Annotated in this window: 21 protein-coding genes, 1 tRNA gene and 1 pseudogene; 5 read left to right on the top strand and 18 right to left on the bottom strand. The window is 66.8% G+C overall.

The window, feature by feature from the left end:
* Nucleotides 1–499 precede the first annotated feature (499 nt).
* Nucleotides 500–874 carry a hypothetical protein gene (locus tag HMPREF0591_RS12205; protein WP_007168864.1) on the bottom strand — a complete coding sequence of 125 codons (375 nt, stop codon included), beginning with the start codon at nt 872–874 and terminating at the stop codon, nt 500–502.
* Nucleotides 875–1,513: 639 nt separating this feature from the next.
* Here HMPREF0591_RS12205 and HMPREF0591_RS12200 point away from each other — a divergent pair.
* On the top strand, nt 1,514–2,656 hold the full coding sequence (locus HMPREF0591_RS12200; RefSeq protein WP_244268884.1) for a S1 family peptidase: 1,143 nt from the start codon (nt 1,514–1,516) through the stop codon (nt 2,654–2,656).
* Nucleotides 2,657–3,622: 966 nt separating this feature from the next.
* On the opposite strand, the gene HMPREF0591_RS32330 is transcribed toward HMPREF0591_RS12200, so the two are convergent.
* The 11 genes and pseudogenes from HMPREF0591_RS32330 to HMPREF0591_RS32325 form a co-directional block, all read right to left on the bottom strand.
* Nucleotides 3,623–4,378 (bottom strand): DUF4760 domain-containing protein, encoded by a 756-nt coding sequence (locus tag HMPREF0591_RS32330; protein ID WP_208857752.1) that lies wholly within the window; start codon nt 4,376–4,378, stop codon nt 3,623–3,625.
* Nucleotides 4,379–4,407: 29 nt separating this feature from the next.
* Nucleotides 4,408–4,525, bottom strand: a pseudogene (locus tag HMPREF0591_RS34665) (IS1 family transposase); the annotation flags it as partial.
* Nucleotides 4,526–4,671: 146 nt separating this feature from the next.
* A complete protein-coding gene (locus HMPREF0591_RS12190) occupies nt 4,672–5,151 on the bottom strand; it encodes a hypothetical protein (protein WP_007168860.1) in 480 nt (159 codons plus the stop codon).
* 19 nt (nt 5,152–5,170) lie between these two features.
* A complete protein-coding gene (locus HMPREF0591_RS12185) occupies nt 5,171–6,067 on the bottom strand; it encodes a major capsid protein (protein ID WP_007168859.1) in 897 nt (298 codons plus the stop codon).
* A gap of 23 nt (nt 6,068–6,090) precedes the next feature.
* A complete protein-coding gene (locus HMPREF0591_RS12180) occupies nt 6,091–6,417 on the bottom strand; it encodes a capsid cement protein (RefSeq protein ID WP_007168858.1) in 327 nt (108 codons plus the stop codon).
* Between the two features lie 60 nt (nt 6,418–6,477).
* Complete coding sequence (locus HMPREF0591_RS12175) at nt 6,478–7,050, bottom strand: hypothetical protein (protein ID WP_244268883.1); 573 nt, start codon at nt 7,048–7,050, stop codon at nt 6,478–6,480.
* 17 nt (nt 7,051–7,067) lie between these two features.
* Nucleotides 7,068–7,232 (bottom strand): helix-turn-helix domain-containing protein, encoded by a 165-nt coding sequence (locus tag HMPREF0591_RS34660; protein WP_425270188.1) that lies wholly within the window; start codon nt 7,230–7,232, stop codon nt 7,068–7,070.
* A 438-nt stretch (nt 7,233–7,670) separates the two neighbouring features.
* Nucleotides 7,671–8,480 (bottom strand): hypothetical protein, encoded by an 810-nt coding sequence (locus tag HMPREF0591_RS12165; RefSeq protein WP_007168854.1) that lies wholly within the window; start codon nt 8,478–8,480, stop codon nt 7,671–7,673.
* A complete protein-coding gene (locus HMPREF0591_RS12160) occupies nt 8,477–8,749 on the bottom strand; it encodes a hypothetical protein (RefSeq protein ID WP_007168853.1) in 273 nt (90 codons plus the stop codon). Before HMPREF0591_RS12160 ends, HMPREF0591_RS12165 begins: the two co-directional genes overlap by 4 nt.
* Nucleotides 8,746–8,934 (bottom strand): hypothetical protein, encoded by a 189-nt coding sequence (locus HMPREF0591_RS12155; protein ID WP_208857751.1) that lies wholly within the window; start codon nt 8,932–8,934, stop codon nt 8,746–8,748. Before HMPREF0591_RS12155 ends, HMPREF0591_RS12160 begins: the two co-directional genes overlap by 4 nt.
* A 20-nt stretch (nt 8,935–8,954) precedes the next feature.
* The gene (locus tag HMPREF0591_RS32325) at nt 8,955–9,122 is read right to left on the bottom strand and encodes a hypothetical protein (RefSeq protein WP_007168851.1); all 168 of its coding nucleotides are present in this window, start codon (nt 9,120–9,122) and stop codon (nt 8,955–8,957) included.
* A gap of 482 nt (nt 9,123–9,604) precedes the next feature.
* Here HMPREF0591_RS32325 and HMPREF0591_RS32320 point away from each other — a divergent pair, with 482 nt between their 5' ends.
* Nucleotides 9,605–9,871, top strand: a complete 267-nt coding sequence (locus HMPREF0591_RS32320; RefSeq protein ID WP_139093788.1) for a hypothetical protein — start codon at nt 9,605–9,607, stop codon at nt 9,869–9,871.
* 19 nt (nt 9,872–9,890) lie between these two features.
* Here the strand turns inward: HMPREF0591_RS32320 and HMPREF0591_RS30935 are convergent, their stop codons facing one another.
* The gene (locus HMPREF0591_RS30935; protein ID WP_007168849.1) at nt 9,891–10,088 is read right to left on the bottom strand and encodes a helix-turn-helix transcriptional regulator; all 198 of its coding nucleotides are present in this window, start codon (nt 10,086–10,088) and stop codon (nt 9,891–9,893) included.
* A gap of 462 nt (nt 10,089–10,550) precedes the next feature.
* On the opposite strand from HMPREF0591_RS30935, the gene HMPREF0591_RS33890 reads away from it, so the two are divergent.
* Nucleotides 10,551–11,789 carry a tyrosine-type recombinase/integrase gene (locus HMPREF0591_RS33890; protein WP_040622394.1) on the top strand — a complete coding sequence of 413 codons (1,239 nt, stop codon included), beginning with the start codon at nt 10,551–10,553 and terminating at the stop codon, nt 11,787–11,789.
* A 33-nt stretch (nt 11,790–11,822) separates the two neighbouring features.
* Here the strand turns inward: HMPREF0591_RS33890 and HMPREF0591_RS12145 are convergent.
* The 5 genes from HMPREF0591_RS12145 to HMPREF0591_RS12125 all read right to left on the bottom strand — a co-directional run bounded on the left by HMPREF0591_RS12145 (nt 11,823) and on the right by HMPREF0591_RS12125 (nt 16,128).
* Nucleotides 11,823–11,895, bottom strand: a tRNA-Ala gene (locus HMPREF0591_RS12145).
* A 50-nt stretch (nt 11,896–11,945) separates the two neighbouring features.
* Nucleotides 11,946–12,959 carry a divisome protein SepX/GlpR gene (sepX, locus tag HMPREF0591_RS12140; RefSeq protein ID WP_007168847.1) on the bottom strand — a complete coding sequence of 338 codons (1,014 nt, stop codon included), beginning with the start codon at nt 12,957–12,959 and terminating at the stop codon, nt 11,946–11,948.
* A gap of 191 nt (nt 12,960–13,150) precedes the next feature.
* A complete protein-coding gene (locus HMPREF0591_RS12135) occupies nt 13,151–13,804 on the bottom strand; it encodes a GNAT family N-acetyltransferase (RefSeq protein WP_040622739.1) in 654 nt (217 codons plus the stop codon).
* 21 nt (nt 13,805–13,825) lie between these two features.
* On the bottom strand, nt 13,826–15,118 hold the full coding sequence (gene glp / locus HMPREF0591_RS12130; RefSeq protein WP_040622391.1) for a molybdotransferase-like divisome protein Glp: 1,293 nt from the start codon (nt 15,116–15,118) through the stop codon (nt 13,826–13,828).
* Between the two features lie 101 nt (nt 15,119–15,219).
* The gene (locus HMPREF0591_RS12125; RefSeq protein ID WP_007168844.1) at nt 15,220–16,128 is read right to left on the bottom strand and encodes a UTP--glucose-1-phosphate uridylyltransferase; all 909 of its coding nucleotides are present in this window, start codon (nt 16,126–16,128) and stop codon (nt 15,220–15,222) included.
* A 76-nt stretch (nt 16,129–16,204) separates the two neighbouring features.
* Between HMPREF0591_RS12125 and HMPREF0591_RS12120 the strand changes: the two genes are divergently transcribed.
* Together HMPREF0591_RS12120 and HMPREF0591_RS12115 are read left to right on the top strand one after the other, a co-directional pair.
* Nucleotides 16,205–16,822, top strand: a complete 618-nt coding sequence (locus HMPREF0591_RS12120) for a 5-formyltetrahydrofolate cyclo-ligase (RefSeq protein WP_007168843.1) — start codon at nt 16,205–16,207, stop codon at nt 16,820–16,822.
* Between the two features lie 70 nt (nt 16,823–16,892).
* On the top strand, nt 16,893–17,220 hold a 328-nt coding region (locus HMPREF0591_RS12115; protein ID WP_040622389.1), incomplete at its 3' end, for an FmdB family zinc ribbon protein.

Genomic DNA, 17,220 nt, shown 5'->3' with positions numbered 1-17,220 from the left:
TCCTCAGGGCGTCTCGGGTCCACCGGCGATCGAGCAACCTGGGCCCACAACCTGGCGATGGTCCTCGCGTGGTGCGGCGCGGTCAGCGCGATCGCCGCGAGAACCGTTGACCCGCAGCCCAGGAATCGCGCAACGCTACTTTGTCAGAACCCTCGGGACCCCGGGTCGGATTGCGCAGAAGCCAGGCCGCGAGGCCTCGATCGGCCGTTAGGCCGCGACTTGCTCGACGACGAAACCCGCTGAGCGATATGAGCAGCCAATACTGTTGTGGAGCTAAGGGGATTCGAACCCCTGACCTACTCGATGCGAACTAAACGACTTGGGCGTTTACGGCGTTGGCCGGCGTTGACGTCGTTGCAAGCTGCCTGGTCACGGCGTTGCTCGCGTTGATCCGCACCGATCCGTTTTGTGTCTGCTGCGGCACAACTGCGGCACCCTGCGGTACAACGACGGGGCCAACAAACACCTGCGCCGTTACGTAAGTACCGGCAACAAGGTGCTAAACGGGCCGACGCAAGCACCCCGGATCTTCATCGCGGTCGTCCGAATTAGAGAGCAGCGGGTGGAGGTGTCGATACAGCTCCTGATTCGAGAACGGCAAGTGAGTAGCCCCATCTCCATCCACGAATCCTGTGTGACTGGCCGACGATTCGTACACCAGCCGCCGGCCCTTTTTGGCGCTGGCCTCGCGGAATTGCTTCTGTTGTTGTAGGCGCTCAAGCTCGGGGCGCATCTTTTCCTGCTGCGCCGGGGAGACTAGCGCGGCGCCCCGCTTCACCCTTAGCCCTAACTTTTCCGCCACCTCTTGGGCTTGGCGCGTCTTCAATCCGTGCAGCCCCGCAACCCGCGCAAGGGGCAACCAGCCTTGTGGCATCCACCACACCTTTCTCTTGAACTGCGGAAACACGCAGTTCAGAGACGGGGCGGATGTCTGTATCTAGCCGCAATCTGCTACAAAAGTGTGCGGACGCGCACCAAAATTGATGCGCGCACGCAACACCGCGGCTAGGCTCTGCTTTGTATCGCCAAATACACGCAAGGCCCTGATACGGAGACCGCTCCGGCTCGGGGCCTTCGCGTTTCCGGACCGGTTGGTTCGGTCAGCTAAATCCTAAGACGATTTGCCGATGAATATGCGCGTACACCAACCATGTTCGCCGTGCTGCGATGGGCAGCTAACCCAATGCTTGGCATTTGACGGAAGAAATTGATGTCGTTTCGATGCGAAATCGACTCTGCGCCAATGACTTCCGGCGTGTGATGAGTGCGGTAAGTCCTTAGCGGAGTCGTGATGCAGCTAACCGAAAAATTTGTGGTCTCCAGAGCGTGAGCGGGATCACATGTCTGTTACTGATTACCGGTCGGTTCGCGACTAGCGAACAAATGTTCGATGGATAGTCGCCGGAAGCCGGGTACGGCGGGTTAGCGTACCCAGGGCTCCAGCGGGGGCCGGCAGCTCACTCGGTGTGTCTGCCCACGGTCTTGTCGGTGCCCGCAGATAGCCTCGATGCTCATGGCGGGCCCCAAAGACTCACCGACCGAGGGTGATGCGGCAGGCTGGGCGACGGTCACCACCGCGCCCGCGGACACGGACTGGCGCATCGCGGTCGCGACGCTCGCCCACAGGTTCTTCAACCTCCTGCAGGACAAGGAATCTGCGGACCTAAGTGGCGCCCCGTACCAAGAGGGCACCATCATGCCGAGAACGGTGGGGCACTTCTACGCCTACCTCCAAAACCTTGGGATCGAGAATCGCAATGCGCGCCAAGTCGGTCTCATCCTGGGTGCGATGGAACGCGCCGGCCTCCTACTGCCAAACGGATGGGATAGCAGTCAGCCGCTCTTCGGACAGGTCTACGTCTCTAACCGAGGTGCAACGTCGCAGGCCAGCGGAAACCTGTGGATGTCCGAAGTGCTCGGCAGCGAAATCATCATCCCGTCCTACCTAATGGTCACCGTCCAGATCACCGGATACGCCGCGGACCCGGAGGCGGACCAACAGTCGGGCACCGGTCTAATACTGGACCGGTCGCACGTCCTGACCAACAGACACGTAGTAGAGGGCATGAAGCGCGACCTCCAAGTCCATGCCAACGGCCCCACGAAGGCCGATTTCGGTACCCGGAAATGCCGCATCTACGGCCACGGCGAGGTGGACGTGGCGATCATCGAGGTGGAGCTGGCGGACGACGATCCCGGCTACCAAACCCTCACCGGCATGACATTTAGAGACCCCACCTGGGCAGACGAAACGTACGTGTTTGGGTATCCGCATGTGCCCATGACGGCCGAATCGGTGATCACCGTGCAGCGCGGAGAGGTGGTAAATCCGTCGACGCCAACCATGCCAAACCGCCAGCCAGTCTTCCTCTACTCGGCCACCGCCCGCCCGGGGAACAGCGGCGGTCCAATCGTCGCGGGAGATGGGCGTGTCATCGGCCTGGTGGTTGAGGACACGTTGCTTACAGGTAGCGCGGGGGCCCCGGACGACGGCGGACTGAACCGGACAGACGATCTGGATCGACGGGTCACGGACCTGGAAGAGCGCACGCGCACCTCGGCGTTTTACCGCGGCATCCCCTCCAGTGAGGTCGTGCGCGCAGTAAAAGGCTTGGGCTTGCCAAGTGACCTCATCCGCGTCGAGACCTGGAAATAGCGGGCCCCCTCCACCGGCGACCACCCGGTGCACCCCCGCCCCGGCGCCCGTCCTGCCCGCTGTGGAGCGCCAATCCGCCTGTACTGCACCGAGATTCGTGCGCGCGCTGGTCGGCCGGCAGAAAATTCGGCGCTCCAAAATAAAAAGCTGACTACCCCTGGTGGAGTCAGGGCCGGGGTGCCCAATATTTTCAGGGTGAGGGTCAGGCGCCGCCTCGCCAGACCGTTTCCGGGTGCCACGCCGGTAGTGGGTCAGTTTGGACGTGTCGGGTTGGCTCCCTAGACGCGGGGATCGTGGCAACGTAAGTGCGATTTTGCACTGAGTCACGCGGCTCAGTTGCACTGCACGGTGGTCCGGGGGCATCAGCGCTCGCATGAGCAGCTGAACTCCCAGGGTTCGGGCCATGATCCGGCAAGGTCGCCGTAGCAGCAGAGGTGGGCTCGCCATCGTTGGCGGTGAGTGCGATTTCGTGCCAGTCCTCCCGTAGGCGGCAGGACCAGAGGTAGAGCTTGCGGGAGAGCCAGCGTCGAGATGTACATGGCGCGGCCTTCCGGGGCCTCCGCGGAACGCGAAGTGGAGCAGATTATCTCCGCTAGAAGGTCCAACCACCGCGTAGCGCGGGGGCGGGGTTCGGCGTGGCTAGCGAAGGCTTGGGATGGTTTGGGCCCGGCAGGCTAAGCCAAGTGCTGGTGAGTCCTGTAAATTCGTGATTGCTGAGAGCCTGAGAAGGGTAACCTAGCAGAGAACGGCCAGGTCAGACGGCGTTTGCCCAGTTGGGAGCGTCACAATCGGGGTTGTTTGCGAGCTGGAACACAACGAGCGTGTTTGTTGTTGAAAATTGCGAACAAATGAAGGAGAGTAATGACATGACCACATGGGAAGAGAAGGACGAGTTCTAGAGTCCCGCTAGTACCTCGTCGAGAGGCCGCAGCCAAGGTTGGCTGCGGCCTCTCCTCATGTAATCAGCTACCTGCGCTTATACGCGTCGAGCCGTGCTTGGTCGGATGACGCTCTGCTGCCTCGCAGTAACTGCGACAGCAGAGATGGCTCGATCATTTGGTAGAGGACGGAGAGCTCAGTAAAAGCTCGGGTCTGGCGCTTCTCGACATCCTCCGCCTCTCTGGTAGCGATTATGTAAGGCAGGAACCGCTGGTACGTCCGTTCGATGATCGTCGCACCCCTGATGCGAAAGACTGCGTCGTCATAGACGCCAAGTACGGCTCCCGCTCCTAGTCGCTCGAGACCGTTCAAAATGTCCGTGATGTCATTCTCGATCTCAATGCACTTTTCGTCGGTCAACTCATTGCCGTCTTTGTCCAGGAGTGTGCCCTCACCCAGCAGCGCCTTGCCCTGCTTCATGGTGAGGTTCTTCTCGCCAAGAACTCTAGTAACGCGGCGACGCGCTTCGCGGGTAGTGGTCGACCACTCTGTCCAAGCTTCGAGACTGTCCTTTTTCCTCAGCCGAGCGCTAGAGTTGAAAGCGCTGTAAGCGGTGACGAATAGGGCTCCGACTGCAATTGTTGCAGCGGCAGCTGGAAAGACTGATTCCTTACTCAACTCGGCGTAGTACATTGCAGCGCCACCTGCGGCGAGAAGAATAATAACGCCCAAGGTCACCTTCGCTCCCGGTGACCACAGCCTCCAAGACTTCAACCTCAACCCAGTACTCTTCTCTATGCCGACGTCTTGCGGACGCCCTACATTACTCGCCAATACCGACATTTAGATGGACCATCCTGAGGCCGCGATGTTTAGTCGAGTAGGGCTGCGATGTCGCGATGGGTCCAGAGCCGGTTTTCGACGCCTGCGGCCATTGCCGGCGTGGTTTTGCGGCCGCCGTTGGGCTTGGGTGAGGGTCTGGTGCGGGCGTAGTGGACATCAATGCCGGTGCACACGGCGGGATACTGCGGCGCCCACCTTCGAACAACTAAGAGTGCACGGGCGGATGGTGCCAATCCGAACGATCTTTGACCAGTGCACCTACATCGCCGCGCACCATCGTTGCACCACGACTTCTAGTAAAACCAAATCGCTTGTTCGGCAAGGTTGCCGGCGCCGGTGTCAGCGCTGTGCCCCATCTCTGACAAGGGCACTGCTGTCTCGTCGGGGATAGCGGCGAGCACGTCGGCCATGCCTGGGTCGGCCTGGATAAGCGTCACCCAGTGCTTGCGGCGCGCCGCGGTGATCTTGCCCTTATTGACGGCGTCATCGACGGTGGCCTCGACTTTCGCCTGGGCGGCTGCGGCGACGATCCGGCGGCCCTCCTCGGCGTCTTGCTTCAAGGCTGCAAGGCTGTCGGCGTCCAGCAGTTCCAGGCCGTGCTTCTTCGCGGCCGCGGCAACCTGCGATGCTGAGGCGTCGTTTGGCACCTGCATCGGATCGCGTGTGACGTCTTTGACGGTGTCGATGACCAGGGTCAGGTCGTCGGTGTCCTCGGGCAGGCCGAGGCGGGCGAGCAGGACACCAACCTGCGTGTCGTCAAATGTGAGAGCCATCGTTTGTCAGCACCTTTCGCTATGAGAGGCCGGTGATCTTCTTGGCGGCGAACGGTCGGTCCACCGCGAAGGCGGGCACGCAGAACGCCTGGACCCACCAGGAGCGGGTGGCGGGGTCTCGCCACGTTTCCACGGTCAGCGGCACCTCGAAGCCGATGGTGCCGACGTTGCCGGCCTGGCAGACGTACGCGGTGCCGGCGGGCAGGCGGGGGTTCACGAACATGCCTTCGGTGTAGCCGGCGCTGGCGAGCATGTCGTCGAGCCGGTCGGCGTAGGCGGTGCGCAGCTGCTTGGCCTGTTCGGGGTGCACTACTAGCAGGTCGTGGGTGACCCCCAGTTCCTCAAGGTCGGCGAGTTCCTGCACCTCGGCGAAGTGCGCGGTGGGCCGGTCGGCCGAGGCGGTGATGGCATCGAGGGGGCCGACGAACACGAGGTTGTGCCAGGTGGTGGCAACGGCGACGCTGGCGATGTCCGCGGACTGTAAGGCGTCGACAGTGCGGGTGTCGAGCTTGCGGGTGATGGTGTTGGCGAGTTGCGTCGTCTGCTGGTCGAGATAGTTGATGTTGTTGCGCGCCAACGCTTCCTCGGGAACCTGAAACTTCCCGCCCCAGTCCTCCACTGCTGCCAGCTTGGGGTCCGGATCCACGCCTTCCACTACCGCGTACTCGGCGCCCGGGATTCGCTGCTCAAGGCTGCCGGCGAGGAAGAAGTCTGCCACGGTAACCGAGTTGAAGAGGATGCCGCCGCCTTGCACCTTGGCGCCGTACTGGCGGAAGAACTTGGGCAGCAGGATTTGTGGGTCGGCGAGCTTGGCGATTTGGTTGCGGATGATCGTCGGCGTGTTGAGTGCGGCGTCAACGGTCAGCGTCCGCCCGGTGAGCGTCGGGATGAGCGGGCTGGTAACGGGATTAGTCATGCTTGCTCAGTTCCTCTCAGGCGTTAGGCGGGGAAGGCGACCTGCGCGATGCCGCCGTTCAGGGCGGATGCGATGGCTTGGCCGACGACGACGCCGGTTGTTGCGGTGACTGCGGTGCCGCCGGCACCGACCTGGACGGGGTCGCCGGCCGTGATGGCGCCACCAGCCAGCACCTTGATCACACCTCCGCGAGCAACGCGCACCAGTTGCCCGGCCGCGGCGTCCCACGCGGCCACGCCCAGCGCGCGGCTACCGGCCGCGGCCGGCGCCACGCTGACGTTTCCGGTGCTGGCATTACGGTCGCCGCTGACGGCCACGAATTGCCGGGCGGTGATGGGCGCGGTCGCCATGGCCGGAACATCGGCTCCTGGGCTGAAGACAAAGGGTGAAGCGAGGACTGAGGACACGGGTCAGGCTCCTAACGTGATGCGCTGGATTCGGGTACGCCGGGCGCGGGCCACGGCTACAGCGCGGGCCCGCCGGGGATCAGGTGCGCCGATGCGCGGCGGGACGCATGCGACCACGACGCGGCGACCAGACCCGGCTGCTACGCCATACAGCGTGCACACGTCCGCGATGTCCGCGAGGCCATCAACACCGGGCCGCACGGCGCCCAGCAGGGCGCAGCCGGTGACGACGAAGCGGTACGTGCGCCCATCGTCGGCGGCGAAATCAACCAAGCCCTCAACGCTCCGCTGCGGCCACGCCTTAGGCATGACGGCCGCCAGGGCTCGAGGCACATCAACGAAATCGCCGATCAGCAGGTCACCCGACTGCGCAAGCCGTAGATTGCGGACCCTCCCAAGTGCTGGGGCGCCACCGGCCAGCGGCCCCTCGTGGCCCAGCTTGATGACGGGGTCAGCGAGGATTCCGGCCTTGGATGCTGCGACAGCATCGGCCAGATCCTCGCGGCTAACAACCCATGTGCCGGTGCTGATTTCGTGCACACCGACACGCACAAGCTCGACGCCGGGAATCGTCACTACGTCAACGGGCATGGCTACCCCAGGCGCGCAGCCCTGCGCTCGGCGTACTCCACGACGGGCTGGGCGGGGAAAAGGAAGCGGGACCCAGCGCGGTGCGCGGGCAAGACGCCCCGGGCGCGTAGGTAGCGGACGTTCGCCGTGCTGCAGCCGATAATGCGGGCTGCGTGCGCGGTGTCCACGAGGTCATGGACGCGAAGATGCCCCGGATCGGGTTGCGGCCGCTTGCCCTTTGCGGCTTCGTTTGCGTCTTCGCTAGGACCGGCTGCGCGGCGCAAACGCCGGATGAGGTCATCGACTCGTGCGGATGGCCGGCCAACACGGGCGGCGTGCTCCAACACCTCGGCCAAGTATCGGGCCTCCTCGACATCGAGCAGCACGCCCGAAAACCGTTGAATCACAGGTCACAACCAAGGCCGGGACGTGACGTGTTGGGTGGGTGCTTACCCAGCCGGCACCCGATGGCATGGTCCTCAGGGACGTGCGACTCGGTGTTACATGTGCAGCCTCGCGGGATGAAGTCGCCGGGCTGGGCGCCGTCCAGGCTCGGGGCTCGTTCTTCGCCGCGATCGCGATCCCGTTCGGCGCCGAGCGGTTCCGGGCGCCCGCCGCCTGATCGGCTAGGCACCAGTCGTCCCGTTGTCGTCGGGCAGGTACGGGACGCCGTCTAACAGCGCGAGTTCGGCCCGCAGTTCGGCAATCACGGCCCCTGCGGGCGGGTTGCCGCCGAGCCGCTCCACGATGAATGCCATCCGGTCAAAGACGTGCGCGATGGGCAGCCACGGGCGGCAGCGGTTTTCGCGGCGCGCCAACTCGTGCGCCAGCCCGCACATACCCGCGTCCGCGGTGAGTTGGCCGAGCATCATCATGCAGGCTGCGCGGCGCAGCCGGCCCTCGTAATCCGGGGCACCCGCACGGGCCCAAGTGTGGCCGGCCAGCCAACCATCCAGGCGCTCGGCCAGATCGCGGCCGCCATCGGGCAACGCGGCCGTGGCAGCGCTGCTGATGTGCCACACCGCCCGCTCAATGCCGCCGCGTATGCGCCGCACCGCCGCCGTGGGCTCCTCGCCGCGTTGCAGCGCCGTGTCGGCTTCGGCGCTGCCCCGCCAGGCGGCCACCGCGGCGCTGACAGCCGCGCTCACCGCCGAACCTATGCCGGCTGGGGTCATGGCTACAGCGGCGGCCACGGCGCCAGGCAGGCCCACCGGGTCGGCCTCGCACTCGTAGGCATCAAACGCCATGGCTACACCCGCATCTGAGCCCTGCATGGCGTGGGACAGCGCCCGGGCGGCCGCGCACACGCGCCGCAGCTCGGCCCGTGCGTCGTCGGGGTCACGCACGGTGCTGGGCACGTGTGGCTGGCTGTGGTGTGCCCTGATCGCATTCACCCGTGTAATCGCCGCATCCGCCTCGGCGTCGTCGGCACTCATGCCAGGTGCCGCCTTTCGGGGAAGCCGGGGCAGGCCGGATACGTGGTTTCCCAACCAAGTTCATGGCGCTGAAGCTGCCCGAACCGAACCCAGTCGATACCGGACAAGCGGGCGCCGGCTGGTGCCGTGCGGGCCAGCCGGTCAACGGCGGGATCGTCCGCTTCGGCAGCGGACATCGACGCACGCAGCACCACCGCGGGCACGTCGATGGCGCTGTGGTTGGCGGCGGCGATCAGCGGGGCGAGCCACTCGTCAGTCTCGGGTCTCATCGGTTCTCCTTCGGTGCGGTGGTGTTGTCGTTGCGGTAGACGCGGGCGGCGCGTAGTTCGGCCACGGCGTCCGCGAGTTGGGTTGCAAGAGTGACGGCTTCGGCTTCAGTGGCGGTGAAGCGCAGCGGGCCGGCATGTATCTGCACCCGCGGCGGATCGCGCTTCGCCAGCACCGTCACCCGCATGTCCCCATCGGCGTTCAACCTCACAGCAGCGCCCGGTTCGGTTCATCGGCCCAGCTGTCGTGGTTGTCGGGCCGGAACCAGCGGCTCAGCGCGGCGCCGCAGGCCCGGTGCTCGCGCGGATCGATGTGCGGCCAGCCGCAGATGTCGCAAAGCCAGAACAGGGGAGGCTGGTCTGGGTGCTGCTTCACGATGCCTCCCGGAAGGACGGATGCTTGGGACACGTACGCAAGTCGTCGAGTCGTCCGTATTGGTCGCAGTCCCGGCAGCTGTCGATAGCGCGCCGGATGCGTGCCCGGTCCTCGTCCTGGCGGGCTTGTTCGGCGTCCCGCTCGGCTTTGTCGGCTTCCCGCGCCTTCTCGCATCCACGGCACCCTGGCGGGTCGGGGTCGTTGACATGGCGGCGGCACCGCGGCCCGTGGGGTCCTAGTCTCCATGACGGGGGTTTGCCATTAGCTGATGCTGCGTCTGCCTGGGCGGGAGCGGGTCGCGCGCCAGCGCGCCCGCCTTCTCCCCCTCCTTCTCCTAGTTCTCCAGATAGATGTGTAAAAGGCGAATCCGCCCCAAGGGTGGGGCGATTCCGCCCTACGGGTGGTGTGGATTCGCCCTTTCGCAGGTCAGGCTGGGGCGATTCCGCCCTTTCGCAGGTCAGGGCGTCGCTACGGGGTGGCACATGGTAGGCGAGCGTTCGCCCCTTGTCTGGCTCGAAATTGTTTGCTGCGATGGCCTTGCCGAGGCGCTTCACGGTCCGCTTCACGACGTCGCGCGATATGCACAGCTCCGTGGCGAGCTCGGCCAAGGACACCTGCCACCAGCGGACACCATCCACCACAAAGCGGCCCGGGCCATCGGTTTCGCATCGGTAGCGGATGTGCGCCAACACGATTGCGCCATCGGCTCCATGCTGGCCGACCTCCTCGGGAACGACCCTGATGAATGACTTGCCGCTCATGGCGCCACTACCCTTGGCTGCTGATCGGATGCCCGCCGCGGCGCGTAGCCTGCTCCTGCTGTTGAATCCACTCCAGCACGGCGGCGCGGCGATAGACCACCCGCCGGCCAAGGACGAACGATGGCGGACCCTCGTTGCAATGGCGCCAATAACGCAAAGTCGATTGCGTCACGGAGGTCAAGGCGCTGACTTCGCGCGTGGACATAAACGGCCTCTCGCCATCGGTCACGGGTGCGCCGGTGCTGCTGGGTGTAGTCATGAGTCCTTCTCTGTTTGACGGTGTGTGGTCGACCGCAGCGGTATGCGGTTCGGAGCAATACTGCATGGCAGCGCCGACCGGCGTACGACTGAAAGTGTGCGACTCAGGAGTTTTGGTGGTCATAGGTCAACCACTAGGGGGCTGGTCAGTGGTCCGCTATCACGGCATGCACATGCCGCGACGTGCGACGATGCTCAACCCTGCGAGCAAGGTGGGTGTGCACACGGGGGCCGTAGCCCTTTCGTGGACGTCGCCGGTGTCCGCAACTAACTCGTGCAAGCTGACTGGCGTGAAGGACGGTTGAAGCAAGCCATCAACAACTGCTTTGTGCCAGAACTTATTTGAGTGGTTGACAGACGTTGGCATTATGAGAGCAACGTGCACAACCGATCCGACAGGGCCACCGCAATGAGCATTAAGCGCAACCGCCGCGCCGGCGTCGCAGATCGCTGGCACAAGACCGTTTACGACGTGGACGGTACGCCGCGGACGGTGCCCAGCGCCGCCTACGGCAAGGGAAAGCGTTGGCGGGCAAGGTACGTCGATGACACGGGCCGCGAGTACACCAAGCTGTTTGGTCGCAAGACAGACGCCGAGGCGTGGCTTGCCAATGACATCGTGCCGGCGCTGGCCACAGGCACGCATGTAGCGCCGTCAGCCGGGCGGGTGACGGTTGCACAGGTCTACCGATCGTGGGTGGCGACGCAGGGGCACGTTAGTCCCAAAACTGCGGCGTCTCGACGCAGCGCGTGGCGCAGCCGCGTGGAGCCGCAATGGGGTGACGCGGCGGTGGTTGATGTGCGTACCGGCGCGGTGCGGGCGTGGGTAGCAGCCATGGTTACCGATGGCGTCGGCGTACCGACGATTGAGAACGCTTACGGGTTGCTGCGCCAGGTGCTCGGCGCCGCGGTGGAAGACCGCCGCATACCCCGCAACCCGTGCGAGGGCATCAAGTTGCCCAAACGCAAGCACGCCGACCGCGGGTATCTGACCCACGCCCAAGTCGGCGCGCTGGCCGCCGCAGTGGACCGCAACCCCGAGGTCATCAGGTTCCTGGCCTACACGGGGTTGCGTTGGGGTGAGATGGCGGCACTCCGGGTGTGCGACTTCGACATGCTGCGGCGCCGGGTCAACGTCAGCCGGTCCGTCACCGAATCCGGAGGACTGGTTTGGTCGGCACCCAAGACGTGGGAGCGGCGCTCGGTGCCGTTCCCGGCCGCGCTGGCACCTGAGTTGGCGGCGCTCATGGTGGGCAAGGGCCGCGAGGACTCGGTCTTCACCGACCAGCGGGGCGGCGTGCTAAGGAACTCCAACTACCGGGCCCGGGTGTTTGAGCCAGCGGTACGCGCGGTGCAAGCGGCCGCCGCGGCGCAGCGGGCCCGGGAGGTGGCGACCGCCGGCCAGGCCGCCACACCGGAATTTCCGACGATTACGCCGCACGACTTGCGGCACACTGCGGCAAGTCTGGCGGTCAGTGCCGGCGCCAACGTGAAGGCGGTGCAGCGCATGTTGGGGCACGCGAAGGCCAGCATGACGCTCGATGTGTACGCCGACCTGTTCGACGAAGACCTAGACGCTGTGGCTGCAAATTTGGGTGCGGCGATCGAATCTGCTGCGGCACGCCAGCGGCATGCGCCTGTCTCGTAATCCCTTGGGGCAGTAAAACCCCTGGTAAATGGGTGGAGCTAAGGGGATTCGAACCCCTGACCTACTCGATGCGAACGAGTCGCGCTACCAACTGCGCCATAGCCCCTGACCGCTAGCAGGCTACCAGCCGCGGCGCGAACCGCCGAACTACCGGCGCTACTCGCCGACGGCCCGCGGCAGGTCCCGGGGCCACCCGAAGGTCCGCATCGGCATCGCGTAGTCCAGGTGCTCGAAGATCGGGTCCTCGTCGTCGATCTCCAGGACCACCGCGCCCGGGCGCCGTAGCCGCGACGGGACCACGTCGTAGTCGCGGTCGTAGGCGTTCTCCACGCCCATGCGCGCCCGCGCCATCCGCTGCATGCGGCGGCGGCGCACCTTCTCCTCGATGCGGGTCTGGCGCCGCAGGTAACCCAGGTAGAGCAGCGTCACGGCGGTGGCGGTGCCGCACACCCACCAGGCGCTCGGTGAAACCTTGAACGCGGCCGTGGCCGAGCCGACCAGGACGACCGCCATCGCCATCAACATCCGCTTGCGAAATTGGTACTTGCGGGCGCTGACCGCGGCCGCGGTCTTCGCGTCGAAGCGCCGCCGCCGCGAGGCGTTCCGCGGGATCGGCGCCGGCATCTCCTCGTCGTCGTCAGCATCGGCTTCGGGCTCCAGGCCCGACGAGTCCTCGACGTACTCGAAGCCCTCGTCGTCCTCGTCGGAGCCGGCCTGGGCGACGACGTCGGTGTCGGAATCCTCGTCTTCCTCGTCTTCTTCCTCGACGACCTCGGCGACGCCGGCGGGCAGGGCCTGCGAATCCTCGACGACGTCGACGTCGAGGTAGTCGGGCTCGGTGCGCTCGGGGGTCGCGAGCTTCATGACGACGGGGCGGGCCGCCCGCAGCTCCTCGGTGTCGTGCTCCTCGTCCTCCCCCTCGGGGAGGTCCAGCTCGCTTTCGGCCGACTCTTCCGGCGGCGTCCAGTTGGGGTCGCTGCGGTGCCCGGCGGCCGGACCGCTGCGCTTGATCAGGCGGGAGTTCGCACCGCCGTTGAGGACCCGGGTCGCCAGGGCCACGTCGCTGGTGCGGCGCACGGCGTCCCGCTTGCTCACGAGCATCGGCACCAAGACGAACAGCCAGAGCACGACGAGCGAGATCCACAACAGTGACTGCGGAATGCTTGGCATGACGACCTGCTCTCTTCGGTTCCGATTCCGCGAAGCCCCTCGGAGGCCAGCGCGGCCGGGTCTAGGTGACCAGGACAATTACACACCTGTAATTTGCCTCTCACAAGCACCACGAGTCACTCGTGTCGCGGTAGCCACACCGCGGGCCCGCCGCCGGGCCAACGTCGAGGGCCTCCGGGGTCGGCGCGCGGTCAGGCCCAGCTGGCGTGCCCGCCGCGGACCAGGGTCGATGCCACCGATCCGGACACCTCTTCGACCGTGATCGCCATCAACAGGTGATCCCGCCACGCCTTGTCGACCTCGAGGTAGCGCTGCAACAGCCCCTCCTGGCGGAACCCCACTTTCGCCAACACGGCCCGGCTCGCCGCGTTCTCGGGCCGCACGGTGGCCTCCACCCGATGCAGCATCACCGGGCCGAAGCAGTGGTCCAGGCCCAGCGCCAACGCCGCGGTGGCCACCCCGCCGCCGGTCGCCGCCCGCGGCACCCAGTAGCCGATCCACGCCGACCGCAGCGCCCCGTGGGTGACGTTGCCGATGGTCAGCTGGCCGCAGAAGTGCCCGTCGAGCTCGATGACGTACGGCAACATGCGGCCCGCTCGGGCCTCCGCGCGCAGGCCCGAGCACAGCGCCGGCCATGCGGCGACGGTGTGCCGGCTGGTCCAATCGCCCTCCGCGCTGGGCTCCCAGGGCTCGAGGTGGGCGCGGTCGGCCAGCCGGGCACGGCTCCACTGGGCGCCGTCGCGCATCCGCACCGGCCGCAGGCGGACGACCCCCGCCGGGACGCGCAACGGGCCGACGTCGAGCGGCCAACCCGGATGGCGGGCGCTGGTGCGCAACAGGTTCACGAGCGTGCGGAGTCGTTGCACTTAACCGCGCTGGGCCAGGAAGGCGACGTCGACGATTTCGCCGGTGCGTATCTGTTCGGCGCCGCTGGGCACCACCACGAGGCAGTTCGCCTCGGCGAGGGTCGCCAGGAGGTGCGAGGACGCGCCCGGCGCCCCGCCCAGCGCCTGCACCAGGTATTCGCCGGTCTCCTGGTCGCGCATCAACTGCCCGCGCAGGTAGCCCTTGCGCCCGGCGACCGACGTGATCGGCGACAGCGTGCGGGCCTGCACGATCCGGCGCATCGGCTGACGCTTGCCCAGCGAGAGGCGGATCAGCGGCCGCACCATCACCTCGAAGACCACCAGGGCGCTGACCGGGTTCGCCGGCAGCAGGAACGTCGGCACGCCGTCGCGGCCGAGCTGCCCGAACCCCTGGACGGACCCGGGATGCATCCCGACTCGGACGACTTCCATCTCGCCGAGCTCGGACAGGACCGACCGCACCGCCTCGGCCGCCGCTCCCCCGACACCGCCGGCGATCACCACCACCTCGGCCCGGTTGATCTGGCCCTCGACGGTTTCGCGGAATTCCCTGGGGTCGTTGCTGACGATGCCGATGCGGTTGACCTCCGCGCCGGCGTCCCGGGCCGCGGCCGCCAGCGCGTAGGAGTTCACGTCGTACACCTGGCCGCTGCCGGGGGTGCGCGAGATGTCGACCAGTTCGCCGCCGACCGTCATCACGGTCACCCGGGGCCGCGGATGCACCAGCACCCGTTCGCGGCCGACCGCCGCGAGCAGGCCGACCTGGGCCGCGCCGATGACCGTGCCGGCGCGCACCGCGACGTCACCGGGCTGCACGTCGTCGCCGGTGCGGCGCACATAGGCGCCCGAGGGCGCACCCCGCAGGATCCGCACCCGCGTGCTCCCGCCGTCGGTCCAGCGCAACGGGATGACGGCGTCGGCCAGCGTGGGCAGCGGGGCTCCGGTGTGCACCCTGGCGGCCTGCCGGGGTTGCAGGCGGCTGGGGGTGCGCGCACCGGCCTCGACCGTTCCCATCACGGGCAGGACCAGCCCCTCGCGGCGGTCTTCGTCGAGCTCGGCGTCGCCGGGCGGCTCACCCAGGGCGTCCACGCCCACTTCCCCGACGCCCAGCACGTCGACGCTGCGCACCGCGTAGCCGTCGATGGCGGCCTGATCGAAACCGGGCATGGGGCGCTCGGTGACCACTTCCTCGGCGCACATCAGTCCCTGCGCCTCGGCAATGGCGACCTTGATGGGCCGCGGCGCCACCGCGGCGGCCGTTATCCGGGCCTGCTGCTCCTCCACAGAACGCACAGCGCGCCTCTCTGCCCTCTTTGGCCCTCGACGGGCCCTGCCCTCTAGGCTCGCCCTCTCGGCCCTGACGGGCTCCGCCTGAGGCGGGGCGCACCGGCCGGCTACTTCTCGGCCAGGCCTAACCGCGCCACCAACCACCGGCGCAACTCGGGGCCGTAGTCGTCACGATCCAATGCAAAGTCAACCGCAGCCTTGAGGTAGCCGCCGGGATTTCCCAAGTCGTGTCGAGATCCGCGATGCACGACGACATGCACGGGGTGGCCCTCGGCGATGAGCAACGCGATCGCGTCGGTGAGCTGTACCTCGCCGCCGACCCCGCGGTCGACGCGGCGAAGCGCGTCGAAGATGGCGCGGTCGAGTACGTAGCGGCCCGCCGCGGCGAACATCGACGGGGCGTCCTCGGGCTTGGGCTTCTCGACCATGCCCTTGACCTTGAGCACGTCCGGGTGGTCGCCGGGCACCGGCTCGACGTCGAAAACGCCGTAGGCGCTGATCTCTTCGGGCGTTACCTCGATGGCGCACAACACCGTGCCGCCGTGCTCCGCGCGCACCTTCGACATGGTCTCCAGCACGCCGGTGGGCAGCACCAGGTCGTCGGGCAGCAGCACCATCACGGCGTCGTCGTCGGGCGTCAGCGTGGGCTCCACGCAGCCGATGGCGTGTCCCAGGCCGAGCGGCTCGGCCTGCACGACGGACTCGACCTTGATCAGCTGCGGCGCCCGCCGCACCTTGTCGAGCATCGCCTTCTTGCCGCGGGCCTCCAGCGTGCCCTCCAGGACCAGGTCCTCGACGAAGTGCGCGACGACGCCGTCCTTGCCCTCGGAGGTGATGATCACCAGGCGGTCGGCGCCCGCCTCGGCCGCCTCGGCGGCGACCAGCTCGATGCCGGGGGTGTCGACGACCGGCAGCAGCTCCTTGGGCACCGTTTTCGTCGCGGGCAGGAAGCGGGTACCAAGACCGGCGGCGGGCACGATCGCCGTGTGTGGGACCACCACTTTAGGGCTTGACATTGTTCACACGATAACCCGAACGCGGTTTGCCGAGGCGATGTGGCGCGGGCAAAGACGCGGCTGCCATGGTTGTCCCATGGCGACCACCAGCAAGGCCGCGTTGCGCGAGCAGCTGCAGGCGGCCCGGCGCCGCGTTGCCGACGAGGTTCGAGCCGGCGAGGCGCGGATGTTGCGGGCGCACCTGGAAGCCGCGGAAAGCATCGTGAGCGGCGACGACACGGTGTGCGCCTATGTGCCGGTGGGCGCCGAACCCGGGTCGATCGAGATGGTCGACGCGTTGCTGCGCCGTGCCCGACGGGTGCTGCTCCCGGTTGCGCGCACCGGCGCCGACAACGCGGCCCAGCCACTGCGCTGGGGCGAATACCGGCCCGGCACATTGACATCCGCACGGTGGGGGCTGCTGGAGCCGCCGCAGCCGTGGCTGCCGGCGTCCGCGATCGCCGAGGCGGGCCTGATCCTGGTGCCCTCGCTGGCCGTCGACCGCCGCGGGGTGCGGCTGGGCCGGGGCCGCGGCTTCTACGATCGCTCGCTGGGCCACCGCGACCCCGGCGCGCGGCTGGTCGCGGTGGTGCGGGACGCGGAATTGGTCGACCAGTTGCCCGCCGAGGCGCACGACATCCCGATGACCCATGCGCTCACCCCGCGGGGCGGACTGATCCCCCTGAATCCGCCGCGAGATATCGGGAATGAGTGACGTCACGTGGCGGTTCTAGCACTTGAGACGCTAGAGTGCTAACAGGCTTTGTGACCATCCGGAGGTGTTTGTGCCGACTTACAGCTACCAGTGCACCGAGTGCGGCGATCGCTTCGACATCGTGCAGGCCTTCACCGACGACGCGCTGACCACGTGCGAGCGCTGCTCCGGGCGGCTGCGCAAGCGCTTCAATTCGGTCGGCGTGGTGTTCAAGGGCAGCGGTTTCTACCGCACCGACAGCCGCGAGTCCGGCAAGAAGTCCACGAGTTCGACCAACGGCTCCTCGTCGAGTGACTCGGGCTCGAACGGCGCGTCAAGCGAAAAGTCCGGATCGAGCGACAAGTCCGCGTCGGCCGAGAAGTCGAGCAGCACCTCCACGGCGTCCGCCGCGGCCGCCT

This window comes from Mycobacterium parascrofulaceum ATCC BAA-614, from assembly GCF_000164135.1.
In the GTDB taxonomy this organism is placed as follows: domain Bacteria; phylum Actinomycetota; class Actinomycetes; order Mycobacteriales; family Mycobacteriaceae; genus Mycobacterium; species Mycobacterium parascrofulaceum.
Note: the sequence above shows the minus strand (reverse complement) of the source record. Positions and strands in the feature narration are given on the sequence as shown.

Bases quoted from the DNA above. Each gene is read 5' to 3' on its own strand.
- HMPREF0591_RS12205 (WP_007168864.1), bottom strand. From the start codon at position 874: ATGCCACAAGGCTGGTTGCCCCTTGCGCGGGTTGCGGGGCTGCACGGA.
- HMPREF0591_RS12200 (WP_244268884.1), top strand. From the start codon at position 1,514: ATGGCGGGCCCCAAAGACTCACCGACCGAGGGTGATGCGGCAGGCTGG.
- HMPREF0591_RS32330 (WP_208857752.1), bottom strand. From the start codon at position 4,378: ATGTCGGTATTGGCGAGTAATGTAGGGCGTCCGCAAGACGTCGGCATA.
- HMPREF0591_RS12190 (WP_007168860.1), bottom strand. From the start codon at position 5,151: ATGGCTCTCACATTTGACGACACGCAGGTTGGTGTCCTGCTCGCCCGC.
- HMPREF0591_RS12185 (WP_007168859.1), bottom strand. From the start codon at position 6,067: ATGACTAATCCCGTTACCAGCCCGCTCATCCCGACGCTCACCGGGCGG.
- HMPREF0591_RS12180 (WP_007168858.1), bottom strand. From the start codon at position 6,417: ATGGCGACCGCGCCCATCACCGCCCGGCAATTCGTGGCCGTCAGCGGC.
- HMPREF0591_RS12165 (WP_007168854.1), bottom strand. From the start codon at position 8,480: ATGAGTGCCGACGACGCCGAGGCGGATGCGGCGATTACACGGGTGAAT.
- HMPREF0591_RS12160 (WP_007168853.1), bottom strand. From the start codon at position 8,749: ATGAGACCCGAGACTGACGAGTGGCTCGCCCCGCTGATCGCCGCCGCC.
- HMPREF0591_RS12155 (WP_208857751.1), bottom strand. From the start codon at position 8,934: ATGCGGGTGACGGTGCTGGCGAAGCGCGATCCGCCGCGGGTGCAGATA.
- HMPREF0591_RS32320 (WP_139093788.1), top strand. From the start codon at position 9,605: ATGGTAGGCGAGCGTTCGCCCCTTGTCTGGCTCGAAATTGTTTGCTGC.
- HMPREF0591_RS30935 (WP_007168849.1), bottom strand. From the start codon at position 10,088: ATGTCCACGCGCGAAGTCAGCGCCTTGACCTCCGTGACGCAATCGACT.
- HMPREF0591_RS33890 (WP_040622394.1), top strand. From the start codon at position 10,551: ATGAGCATTAAGCGCAACCGCCGCGCCGGCGTCGCAGATCGCTGGCAC.
- sepX (WP_007168847.1), bottom strand. From the start codon at position 12,959: ATGCCAAGCATTCCGCAGTCACTGTTGTGGATCTCGCTCGTCGTGCTC.
- HMPREF0591_RS12125 (WP_007168844.1), bottom strand. From the start codon at position 16,128: ATGTCAAGCCCTAAAGTGGTGGTCCCACACACGGCGATCGTGCCCGCC.
- HMPREF0591_RS12120 (WP_007168843.1), top strand. From the start codon at position 16,205: ATGGCGACCACCAGCAAGGCCGCGTTGCGCGAGCAGCTGCAGGCGGCC.